The sequence below is a fragment of the Thalassospira sp. MCCC 1A01148 genome (assembly GCF_001613795.1).
Classification (GTDB): Bacteria; Pseudomonadota; Alphaproteobacteria; order Rhodospirillales; family Thalassospiraceae; genus Thalassospira.
On sequence record NZ_LPVZ01000019.1, the window covers coordinates 259,394 to 271,272 of the forward strand.

The following is an 11,879-nucleotide window of genomic DNA, read 5'->3' on the forward strand; positions in this document are numbered from 1 at the left end:
AAGGTGGCGACCATAGGTACCGCAAAACAGACTCTTAACCCGGGCGAAATGCTTTCGCTCATCAAGAGTACGCTTGAAGATGACAAGGCGGAAGACCTTGTCACCATTGATCTGACCGATAAAACCTCTCTTGCCGATCACATGGTTATCGCAACCGGCTCTTCATCGCGCCGGGTCGCAGCCATGGCCGAACACATTGTCGAGGCCATCAAGGATGCTGGTCAGGGCCGTGCTTTGGCCGAAGGCAAGGAACAGGGCGACTGGGTTCTGGTGGATACGGGCGACGTCATCGTTCACCTGTTCCGTCCGGAAGTTCGTGCCTTTTACAACATCGAAGAGATGTGGGGCGTTGAAAACCCGGCTCTGAAACAGCAGGCAGCGCGGCTGTACTAACAGCCCGCGCTGTTTGGCGCTTCCCCGGGTCCCCCGAACGGACGCCGAACAGATATCTGCGTAACGGTCTGGATCGAAGACATGCAAATTACCCTTGCAGTTGTGGGACGGATGAAATCCGGCCCCGAGAAAGATCTGTTTGACCATTACGCAGGCCGACTGCGCTGGCCTTTTGCGCTTCGCGAAGTTGAAGAAAAAAAGAAACTCCCGCCCAATCAGCTCAAAGACCGCGAAGCGGATCTCCTGCTTGGCGTCATTCCGGAAAACGCGTTTCTGATCGCGCTTGATGAGCGCGGCAAGGAATACGGCTCGATCGAGTTTTCGCAAAAGCTTGAAGGCTGGATGGATCAATATTCCGGCAATATCGCCTTTGCCATTGGCGGGGCGGACGGGCATGGCACAGCTTTAAAAGCACGTGCTAACACACTTTGGTCTCTGGGCAAGGCGACCTGGCCACATATGCTGGTGCGTGCCTTGATCGCCGAACAGCTATTTCGCGCCCACGCGATCCAAACAAATCATCCCTATCACCGCGAGTAATACCGCAGTGCGGTATATGGTAGTGACCCTGCCCCACCTTCCGTCCAATATCCCTATACAATTGATCAAGTAAAGCCCGAGAAAATAAGTATATTTTCTCGCTTCTAGCGCATGCTGCCTTGCAACATGCCAAAAGCACCGCTAACATTCCCTACAAGAAACAAATATTCCCAAAATCAAAAAAGACTCTTGGGCAATCGTAAGGCTATGAACATGGAACAAACCATTTTGGCCGCGCAGAATGGCAAGACTGCGCACAAAGTCGCCCAAACCAATGCCAGCATTGAAGATTTGATGCGCGGGATTTCCTCTGCACTTGATTACATCCAGCATCTTCTGGAATTTGCCGACACGGCGGGGGAAACTCAGGACAGCCTTATGCGCGAAATTGATGTGCGATCAGGCAATCTGCGCGCCGGGCTTGATGATACACGGCTTGAAATTGAAAACAGCACATCTGTTGCCCAGGAGGTTCAGGAATCCACGCGCGCCACGGTCTCTGAAAAAACCGAGGCCATCCGCACCGATCTGGAACGCATCAGCGCCGAACTTGAAACCAAGGCGGAGGGTGCCAACAAGGTTCTAAGCGCAATCGAAGATATCGGCAAAGGCATCAAGCTTTTGGCGCTGAATGCTGCGATTGAGGCTGCACGGGCAGGTGATCACGGTAAAGGCTTTGCTGTTGTTGCCAAGGAAGTCGGCAACCTTGCCCAAAGCACGATGCAACGCACTCACGAGGCGGTTGACCTGATTGATCTTTCCGATGTCACGAAAGCCCTTCACGGGAATATTGCGAATATCAGCAGCGACCTTGATAGTCTTGGCAATGAAATCGAAGGGTCATTGACCACTCTTCAGGAACGCTTTGCTACCATGTCCGAGCGGCTATCCGACATTTCCGAACACAATCAGGTAGTGTTTGAGCTGCTTGCAGGTAGCAAGGATGCCTCTGCGCGGACACGTGGCAAAGTCAAATGGGCGCACGAAGATACCAACGCGCTTGGCTCAAATCTTTCGAATGCGACCACTGCACAGGAAAACCTACGCCGGTTCCTGAAAAGTCATCATCTGCATGATGATCCGACATATGACCGCCTGGCCGACATCAAGGCACGCGGGAAAATACGCATTGCCATCGAACCGGCCTTTGTGGGGTTGTCTTTCCGCCTCAAAGCCAACGATCCGCTGCGCGGTCTGGATGCCGATTATGCAAGGGCCTTGGCCAAATGGCTGGGTGTTGAGTGCGAGTTTGTCGAACATCCCTGGGATCTTTTGACCGAACTTCTTTTCGTCGGACCAAAACCCGGTGCGCCGTGCGCCGATTTGGTCTGGAGCGCGCTGCCCCCCAGTGACTTCTATAAAGGGGTCGCATATTCCGATACCTACACGTATCTCAACTTTGCGCTTTGTCGCCGGGCCGGCAACACCGAGATCAACCGTCTTTCTGACCTGAATGGCAAGGTATTGGGCATCATCAATGATCCCGTTGCATTTCAGGTTCTTGAAGAACAGGGACTGCGCTGGGCGGATAATGAAAGCAAACCAGGGGGCATTGCCAAGCTTTCCAATTTGATCGCCTATAGCGACCAGACCCGCCTGCATGATGCGTTGGCCGATGGGGCGGTTGATGCCTTTGCGGTTGATCAGCCGATCTTCCACTGGGCGGCAAACAACCCGGAAAGCCCATGGCATGGGCGGATTGAAGTCCTGCCGGGCAACATCCTGCCGCTGCCATATTACTATACCGCGGCCGTCGCTGCCGAACCCGCATCATGGACCCTTTTGTCAGCGGCCAACCAATTCATTGCCGAATTCCGCAACACGTCCGAACGCGCCGCAATCGAAAAGCTTTGGCAAGGTAAAGCGTTGCAACATCATCTTACCTACAAGGACGAGGCCGGAAACCTGATCGGTGAGAATGAACTGGCCACCCTGTATCACGCACATTGCCGCAAGTTCGGCATTGCCGAAAGTTAGATTTTGCAACGCAATATCAAATACCGTTGTGCGAAGAAGCATCGTCCAGCGGCATTTGAAAAGCATTGCAACTTCAACGCGTCACAGGACCTATTATCAACTTTCACAACATGTTGCCTTGCAACATTTTTCACCCGAGGATAGGGTTTCCTTAGAAGAAATAAAAATTCACAAAATTCAGTGGCAGTGGTGAGGCTTTGAAAATGGAAGAAACCATCATGGCACCGCGTGCGGACTTGAGCGATCAGGACGCACTGCAACAATCAGCAGACATGCAATCTGTTTACAGCGACCCGCAAGCTGAACAACTTGACGCGCTGATGCGCGGTATTTCCACTGCCCTTGACTATATCGAACATTTGCTGGAATTCGCCAATACCGCTGGTGAAACCCAGGACAGCCTGATGCGCGAAATTGATGTTCGCTCTAACAATCTGCGTACCGGGCTTGAACAAACCAGTCGCGAGATTGAGGAAAGCACTGCAACAGCCAATGATGTGCAGGAATCCACGCGCGAAATCGTCTCGACCAAGACCCATGCGATCCGCACTGATCTTGAAAAAATCAGTCAGGACCTTGAATCCAAAGCCGAAGGCGCAACCAAGGTCCTGAGCGCGATTGAAGATATCGGCAAAGGCATCAAGCTTTTGGCTCTGAATGCCACCATCGAAGCAGCCCGCGCGGGCGAGCACGGACGCGGTTTTGCCGTTGTTGCCAAGGAAGTCGGCAATCTGGCTCAAAGCACAATGCAACGCACCAACGAGGCGGTTGACTTGATTGACCTGTCCGACGTCACGCAGTCCCTGCGCGATAGCATGGTCAGTATTGGACGCGATCTTGACAGTCTCGGGGGTGAAATCGAACAGGCACTTAGCGATCTGAAAAACCGTTTCCACGAGATGTCGGGTCGGTTGGAGCATATCAGTGGCCATAACCATGTCGTCTTCGAACTGCTGGATGCCAGCAAGGAATCATCTGCGCGTGCACGGGGCAAGGTCACCTGGGCCGCAGGTGAAATCGGCAAGCTATCAAACTGCACCGAAGACTCCATCTCGGCCAAAGGACGGCTTTCGCAATTTCTTGCAGCCAATCACATCCATGAAGACCCTGCTTATGACCGGCTTACCGACATCAAGGCACGTGGCAAAATACGCATTGCGATCGACCCGGCACTGGTCGGTGCATCCTTCCGCCCGCAAAAGGGCGGCCCGCTGCATGGCATTGATATCGACTATGCCGAAGCCTTTGCCAAATCCATCGGCGTAAAATGCGAGTTCATTGAACATCCGTGGGATCTTTTGACCGAGCTTCTGTTTGTTGGCAAAAAGGCGGGACAACCGCCCGCCGATGTTGTCTGGTGTGCGCTGCCGCCAAGTGATTTTTACAAGGGTGTCGCGTTTTCAGATACTTACACGTACCTTAACTTTTCGCTGATCCGCCGCCCGGATAACACATCAATCAACACGATTGCCGATCTTGAGGGCAAGGTTCTGGGGACGGTTAACGACCCGGCCGCCCTTGCCGTGCTTGAGGATGTCGGTCTTCGCTGGGCGGACAATGAAAACAAGCCCGGCGGCATTGCCAAGCTTTCGAACATGATCGCCTATGGCGATATCTCGCGCGTCCATGATGCCGTTGCCGACGGGGCAATTGATGCCTTTGCCGGAGATCATCCGGTGTTTTACTGGGCTTCGAAAAACCCGCAAAGCCCATGGCATGGCCGACTGGAGGTCCTGCCCAAACCGATCCTGTCGCACCCGTTCTTTTATGCGGCGGCAGTTGCTGCCGACCCTGCATCCTATCCACTGCTGTGTGCGATCAATAACTTCATTGCTGATTTCCGCAATACGCCAAAACGCACCGAAATAGAGAAGCTTTGGCAGGGTCAAAAGATTGAACATCACCTGACCTACAAGGACGAAGCCGGCAATCTGATCGGGGCCGATGAACTGGCCAGCAGCTACCACGCCCACTGCCGCAAATACGGGCTCAATCCCGATTGACAGATTGCGTAAAACGGCTGGCGCGATGAGAGTCCGGGCACTATCATCGCATCATGGCAGCAAACAAGAAAACCCTTCGACAACAACGCATTCTTGGCGAACTCGACCTTGAACCGTCATTGCGGATCGCCGATCTGGCCGAACGCCTGAATGTCTCGAATGAGACCATCCGGCGCGACTTTGACGAACTGACGTCGCAAGGATTGATCAACCGTACCTATGGCGGTGCGGTTCGCCGTCAGGCGAGCGAGCCGGGGCTGAACGAACGCCATCAACTTCACATTGCCGAACGCGAAAGCATCGCCAAACAATCCGTGCCGGTTCTGGCCGGGGCACGCCATATCATGATCGGGTCTGGTGCCACGACGGTTCATGTTGCCAAACGATTGGCTGTCACCATGACCGATCTGACCGTGATCACCCATTCTTTCGGTGTGGCGACGGTTCTTGCCATCAATCCGACGATCCGGGTCATCATGGCGCCCGGGCTTTATCACGCACAGGAGGGTGCGATGCATGGCGCGCAGACCGTGCGGTTTCTTGAAAACTATCGGGTGGAATGGGCCATTCTGGGTGCCAGCGGCCTTGATGGTGACGGGGCAAGCGATGCGCTGATCGAGGCGGCTGACGTTTATTCCGTCATGATGGAACGCGCCACCCGCAGCATGATCGTTGCCGATCATACCAAGTTCAATCAGGCCTTCCCGGCGCGCTATTGCGACTGGACGTCGGTCGATGTTCTTGTCACGGATGAACACCCCATGGGGGTGCTTGATGAAACCATCCGGGGAGGCGGTTGTATGATCAAGGCTGCGACGAAAACCTGACCTCTCAGCCCAAACCACCCCCTAGCGACAGGACCGCAGGGACTTTGCCAGTGCATCAATAAAGAAATCGACCTCGGACGACTTCAGGCAAAGTGGCGGACGTATTTTCAATGTCTGACCGTGTTTCCCGGCCGCACCGATAAGAACGCGATGTTCGCGCATGGCATTGATCACATCACTGACCAGTTGCCCGCTGGGTTTGGCCGGATCGCCGTCCGGGGACAGATCAACACCGATAAACAAGCCCGCACCACGTACATCACTGATGCGTCCATCAATATCGGCCAGATGCAGCAATCCTTCACGCAATGAGTTGCCAGAAAGTGCAGCATTTCCCTGAAGGTTCTCATCACGGATAACATTTAACACTGCCAATCCCGTCGCCGATGCCACGGGGCTTGCGGCAAAGGTGTTGAAATAACCAACGTCTTCGCAAAACGCATTCAAAAGTTCCGGGCGCACCGCAATGCCTGCCATGGGGAAACCATTGCCCATCGGTTTACCCATGCTGACGATGTCGGGTTCGACGTCATGACGATCAAATCCCCAGAACGCATCCCCGGTTCGCGCAAAACCCGGTTGAACTTCATCGGCAATAAACAGCCCCCCCGCCCGATGAGCGACCGCCACCGCAAGTCTCAGGAAACCGCGCGGATTGGAAAACACACCGTCGCTTGAAAAAATGCTGTCCACGATCAAGGCAGCTACCCCATGCCCACGATCCTCTAGAACAAGTGCGGCCTTGTGAACTTCATCGGCGAAACCGGCGGCTATGTTGTCGCCATAGGTCAATTTGCTCGGTGCGGGAACGGCAACAACATGATCGGGCAGGTTGCCGCGCTTCAATGCTGATGGGGAAATGTCGGTCACTGCCGTCGTGTTCCCGTGATAGGCAGACTCGGTCACGATAACGCCGCGCGCCCCCGTAGCGCGTCCGGCAATACGCAATGCAAGATCGTTGGCCTCACTGCCGCTGCAGGTCAGAACAACATTTTCAAGATAGTCCGGGAACGTCGCCTTCAGGCGGTCGAGATATTCCTCTGTCGTCTGATGCAGATACCGACTGTTGATATTGAGCTTGGCCGCCTGTTCGGCCATGGCAGCAACAACACGCGGATGGCAATGACCGACCGATGGGACGTTGTTATAGAAATCAAGATAACTGGTGCCGTCCGCCGCCGTCATCCAGCAGCCTGCCCCCGACACCATTTCAATCGGATCACGGTAAAACAAGACCGATGCTGCACCAAAGTTCCGGGTGCGCCGTGACAGCAAGTCATCTCCAGCCTTGAGCTGATCGGGTGACGTTTTGCCATCATAGGCGTTCATATCAAGGATGGGGCGCACAGGCTTCATTTTGCACCTTCGGCCGTCAGATAATCCTGCGCCATTTGCAGGGTCCCTGCCGTAAAGCCCGTCCCCATTTCCTGTGCGGTCGGCGTTTCCGGATGGCTTGCGATCCAGGCGGTCAAAAGCAGGCGACGCAGCATCACAAAGCTATCAAGCATCCCCGCATCACTGGCCGAAAATGGCGCAACGGTCCTGTATCCTTCGATCCATGCTTCCTTAAGTGCCGGGATCATCGGATCAAGTTCGATAAAGCTGATCGCTGCCGCAAAGTCATAGCCAAACCACCCAAAACCGCAGTCATCGAAATCAATCACACCAAGTCGTTCACCATCGACCAACAGATTGGCCAAACGCAGATCGGCATGGATCAACCCGAACCGATCATTGCCCATCCCGAAAGCCGACAATTTCTGGTCAAGATGACTGCACAGTCGCTCAAGCAACGCCAGACCATCGCTATCAAGGCCGGGGGCTGCGCGCCAGTCTCCCCAATGCGGATTGGCACCAAGGGTGGTGTCAAAGGTCCAGCTTTTGCGGACAAAATTAACAGATCGCGTCCATTGCCGCGCATGCCCGTGCAGACGTGCACTGATCGCGCCCAGTTTGAAGAACCCATCAACCAATGCCTCATCGGCGGAAGGTTCAGAACCACTCATGAAATCAAAGGCAACCACATGGCGACTGACGCCCCCCTGATCGAATTCGGCGACCAGCGACCCGTCACTGCGCAGGCGCGGCTTGGGTGTATCGACGACCTCAGCAGCACGAAGGGCATTGATCCAGGCCAATTCAGATTCGATTTCCGCGCGCGTGTGATAGCCCGGTCGATGCACCCGCAAGATCAGCTTCGCACCACTGTTTGGGTCTGTTGCCAAAAAGGTCGCGTTTTCCGAAACGGTCAGTAATGACACATCGGTATCTGGTGCCATGCCCCATCCGGGCAGAACCGATGCCGCCCCGGCCTTCAGGACATCAATCATGTTGTCATCGTAAATGCCGCCCAACCGGTGCCTCCTGTCGCTCAACCTTGACCGCCATTGGAACGGGGTTCCGTGCCGCCCCAGCGCCATTTTGTGAATAATGCGGCACAAAATGTGTAACTTGCAACATTTTTTGTTGCATCACGGAATATTTCGACCAATCATCAAGAAAACATAACGCAGCGCACAATCAGGGAACCGGCAACAAGCGAACCCGGCAAAAGCTGGCGCATTGCCCAATGACTTCACGAAAGGATCGACCATGCTGACTTCGATTTCCGGCAAAAGCGTCATCGTCACCGGTGGCTCCAAGGGCATTGGCAAGGGTATTGCCATGGTATTTGCCAGCAAGGGTGCAAAGGTCATGATCGCGGCCCGCACCGAAAAGGATGCCGCCGCAACGGTTGATGAAATCAAGGCAGCCGGGGGTACCGCCGACAAATTCTTGTGCGATGTGTCAGATTTCGAACAGGTAAGCGCATTGGCCGAACACACTGCCAAGACCTTTGGCGGGATTGATATCCTGTGCGCCAATGCCGGCATCTTCCCACAGATCAAGATGGTCGACATGACAGCGGACGACTGGGATCAGGTGATGTCGACCAACCTTAAAAGCAGCTTTTTGTGCGTGAAGGCCTGTATCCCTTATTTCGAAAAAACCGGCAAGGGTCGCGTGGTGATCACATCCTCGATCACCGGGCCGGTAACGGGCTATCCGGGGTGGTCGCATTATGGCGCGTCGAAGGCCGGCCAGCTTGGCTTTATCAAGACCGCAGCCATGGAATTGTCACGCTATAACACGACGATCAATGCCGTCATGCCCGGCAATATCATGACAGAAGGCCTTGCTGATCTTGGTCAGGAATATCTTGATTCCATGGCCAACTCGATCCCGCTCAAACGTCTGGGCAGTGTCGAGGATATTGCCAATGCCGCGCTGTTCTTTGCATCTGATGAAGCCGCCTACATCACCGGCCAGCAGATCGTGGTCGACGGTGGTCAGATACTGCCGGAATCGCTTGAGGCACTTGAGGAGATCTAAGCTTCTACCCGCTTCAAAACCGGCACAGAAAAGCACAGACCGCATCGGAATCGCGATGCTGTCTGTGCTGTTTCTTTGTGATTATGCCAAGCCGTACTGGCTGCGCACGACGCCGGAATTGTATCGCTCGGATGCCAGCAGCCGGGGCTTGATCCCCCCGGCATCACGCCCGAACAATGAAATGCCATCGCCCAGCACTTCTGGAATCGTAAAGATATCAAGTTGATCAGCAAAGCCGCCAAACAGGAACTGTGTTACCACACTGCCCCCTCCAACGACCCAGATATCACCGTCTCCGGCCCGACGGTCACGCAACTGATCGACCAGTTCGATGATGCTCCCGCCATAGGCCTCGGTATTGGCGGGCCGGTCCCGGGGCAGATCCCGTGATGTCAGAACGATTGTGCGACGGGCCTCATAAGGCCAATCGCCAAATTCCATCACCTGATCAAAAGTGTTTCGCCCGATGATCAGGGTGCCAACGGAGTCCAGAAAGTCATCAAAGCCGAACTCGGCCGGGTCATATTCCCCCAACCAGTCCACCGCACCATTAGCGCGCGCAATGAAGCCATCCAGACTGACCGCGATGTAAATGCGGAACAGTTTTTTGCTCATGTCTATGTCCAACCGATATTGGGGTCTTTGCCCCTATTTTTTAGTCGGAAAATCATAGCAAAACACCAACCGCAAGTCGCAAGAAACAAGCACATAAAACCGGCCAATTTACATTATAGATGTCAAAAAGCCCGGTTTTCTGCCCTATTCTTAAGAATTGGGGCTAGCACTCGACCACGTTGACATTGACCGCAAGACCGCCCTGGCTGGTCTCCTTGTACTTGCTTTGCATGTCGAGTCCCGTCTGGCGCATGGTCTCGATCACCTTATCAAGCGACACGGTATGCTGGCCGTCACCGCGCAAAGCCAGGCGTGCGGCGTTGATCGCCTTGACCGCGCCCATGGTGTTGCGTTCGATGCAAGGTACCTGCACCAGACCACCAATCGGATCGCAGGTCAGACCAAGGTTATGTTCCATGCCGATTTCGGCAGCGTTTTCGACCTGCTCTGGCGTTCCACCAAGAACCGCACACAACGCACCGGCCGCCATCGAACAGGCAACCCCAACTTCGCCCTGACAGCCAACTTCGGCCGCCGAGATTGAGGCACGCTTTTTATAGATCGACCCGATCGCCGCCGCGGTTAACAGAAATTCACGTATATTGTGCTGATTGGCATTGGCACCAAACTTTTCGTAGTAGCGCAGTACAGCCGGAATAACGCCCGCCGCCCCATTAGTCGGCGCGGTAACAACCCGCCCGCCTGCGGCATTTTCTTCGTTCACGGCCAGCGCATAAAGGTTAACCCAGTCAATCACGGTCAGCGGATCGCGCAGGCCCGCCTCGGGCTTCTCCGTCAGTTCTTTATAAAGCTTCGATGCCCGCCGCTTCACATTGAGCCCACCGGGCAAAATGCCATCGGTACGAATGCCACGGTCAATGCAGCACATCATCGCATCATGAACGCGATCGACAAAAGCGATGGTTTCTTCTGGGCTGCGCCAGCTTTGCTCGTTCTCCATCATGATTTCCGCGATGGATCGACCTTCGCGCTTGCAGATTTCCATAAGTTCATCCGCAGAAGAGAACGGAAATGGCAAGGTGATGTTATCACCGGAATACTCCGCCCCGTGATCATCGCTTGAGACGATAAAGCCACCCCCGACCGAAAAATATTCCTGGCTGTGGATCTTTAGGCCATCGCGGTCAAAGGCGGTAATGCGCATACCATTGGGATGCTGCGGCAGGGTTTCGGTGAAATGAAACACCAGATTGGTATCGCGGTTAAACGACACCGGATATTGGCCGTAAAGCTGCAGCAGGTTGGTTTCATCAATTGCCGCGACCGTTGGCACAATATCATCAGGATCAATGTTGCGCGGGCGCTTGCCATTCAGGCCCATGATCACGGCGGTATCGGTTGCGTGCCCCTTGCCCGTCAGGGCAAGCGAACCGTAAAGATCAACCACGACACTGCCGGTGTTTTGCAAAAGATTGCGCGATTCCAGTTCAAGGCAGAAACGATAACCCGCACGCATCGGGCCAACCGTATGCGAACTCGATGGGCCGATGCCGATCGTGTAAAGGTCGACAACCGACAGGTTGACGTCGTGCTGGGAATTGTTTTGCGATCCCGAAGAGGGATCGGTCGCGGGATTCGTCATCAAGGGCCTCCTTCACGGCTCAATAAAGCGCTTGTTTTCGCGCTGTTTACGAACCGGTGTTTTTGCCCCCTCTGTCCCTTGACCTGAGATTATCCGCCAACGCCCGATCATGATCGCGCAAATGGCGTTTATCCTTCGGTGGAAACCTGACCAGCGCTTTCTCCCAGACGCTTTTTGGTTTCTCTCTCCAGAGCCTCTATCCGTGACGGTCCATCTGCCTGAGAGTGTTTATGAGGCATTGCTCCTTCGGCGCCGTCCATCACGCAAATCGCATGACATCCGAACTCTCCCGTCACGGTGCGAAATGGCATTTCTGCCACCTCAGAGGTTCACCGTCAGATTGAACACTATCTGCGTCTTTAGACACTGTCAAAAGAACTGGTGTGCATCTGCAAAATTTTCTGCGACGGATACTGTTACATACCGGCAATCGTGCTAAATTGCCGGGACAATTCATGCACCTGTTGTGTGCGAAGGTTGACCCACCCTGCCCGCATAACAGGATTAATGGCGAAACATCCCGTAAGTCACCATATTTACGGGACATTC

10 protein-coding genes and 2 riboswitches are annotated in these 11,879 nt (G+C 54.4%); of the genes, 6 read left to right on the forward strand and 4 right to left on the reverse strand.

All coding sequences use genetic code 11. The features are described from left to right. Positions 1-3: 3 nt before the first annotated feature. From rsfS to AUQ43_RS09055, 5 genes are all read left to right on the forward strand, one after another. Positions 4-393: a ribosome silencing factor gene (gene rsfS / locus AUQ43_RS09035; RefSeq protein ID WP_309471155.1), complete on the forward strand. Its 390-nt coding sequence runs from the start codon at positions 4-6 to the stop codon at positions 391-393. An 81-nt stretch (positions 394-474) separates the two neighbouring features. After that, positions 475-933, forward strand: coding sequence for a 23S rRNA (pseudouridine(1915)-N(3))-methyltransferase RlmH (gene rlmH / locus AUQ43_RS09040; protein ID WP_062955920.1), 459 nt, complete (start codon positions 475-477; stop codon positions 931-933). Positions 934-1,146: 213 nt separating this feature from the next. Then, a complete protein-coding gene (locus AUQ43_RS09045) occupies positions 1,147-2,910 on the forward strand; it encodes a methyl-accepting chemotaxis protein (RefSeq protein ID WP_062956049.1) in 1,764 nt (587 codons plus the stop codon). Positions 2,911-3,113: 203 nt separating this feature from the next. After that, entirely contained in the window at positions 3,114-4,913 is a 1,800-nt protein-coding gene (locus tag AUQ43_RS09050; protein ID WP_062955921.1) for a methyl-accepting chemotaxis protein, read from the forward strand. Positions 4,914-4,966: 53 nt separating this feature from the next. Continuing rightward, positions 4,967-5,740: a DeoR/GlpR family DNA-binding transcription regulator gene (locus AUQ43_RS09055; RefSeq protein ID WP_062955922.1), complete on the forward strand. Its 774-nt coding sequence runs from the start codon at positions 4,967-4,969 to the stop codon at positions 5,738-5,740. A gap of 21 nt (positions 5,741-5,761) precedes the next feature. On the opposite strand, the gene AUQ43_RS09060 is transcribed toward AUQ43_RS09055, so the two are convergent. Then, entirely contained in the window at positions 5,762-7,096 is a 1,335-nt protein-coding gene (locus AUQ43_RS09060) for an aspartate aminotransferase family protein (protein ID WP_062955923.1), read from the reverse strand. Further along, the gene (locus tag AUQ43_RS09065) at positions 7,093-8,094 is read right to left on the reverse strand and encodes a phosphotransferase enzyme family protein (protein ID WP_084272040.1); all 1,002 of its coding nucleotides are present in this window, start codon (positions 8,092-8,094) and stop codon (positions 7,093-7,095) included. The genes AUQ43_RS09060 and AUQ43_RS09065 overlap by 4 nt, the downstream gene beginning before the upstream one ends. Before the next feature lie 238 nt (positions 8,095-8,332). On the opposite strand from AUQ43_RS09065, the gene fabG reads away from it, so the two are divergent. Beyond that, positions 8,333-9,112 (forward strand): 3-oxoacyl-ACP reductase FabG, encoded by a 780-nt coding sequence (fabG, locus tag AUQ43_RS09070; protein WP_062955924.1) that lies wholly within the window; start codon positions 8,333-8,335, stop codon positions 9,110-9,112. An 81-nt stretch (positions 9,113-9,193) separates the two neighbouring features. Here fabG and AUQ43_RS09075 read toward each other — a convergent pair whose 3' ends face one another. Both AUQ43_RS09075 and AUQ43_RS09080 read right to left on the reverse strand, forming a co-directional pair. Further along, positions 9,194-9,727, reverse strand: a complete 534-nt coding sequence (locus AUQ43_RS09075) for a dihydrofolate reductase family protein (RefSeq protein ID WP_062955925.1) — start codon at positions 9,725-9,727, stop codon at positions 9,194-9,196. Between the two features lie 163 nt (positions 9,728-9,890). Beyond that, on the reverse strand, positions 9,891-11,330 hold the full coding sequence (locus tag AUQ43_RS09080; protein ID WP_062955926.1) for an L-serine ammonia-lyase: 1,440 nt from the start codon (positions 11,328-11,330) through the stop codon (positions 9,891-9,893). Positions 11,331-11,399: 69 nt separating this feature from the next. Next, a riboswitch (glycine riboswitch) is annotated at positions 11,400-11,523 on the reverse strand. 3 nt (positions 11,524-11,526) lie between these two features. Beyond that, positions 11,527-11,632, reverse strand: a riboswitch (glycine riboswitch). Between the last annotated feature and the right edge of the window lie 247 nt (positions 11,633-11,879).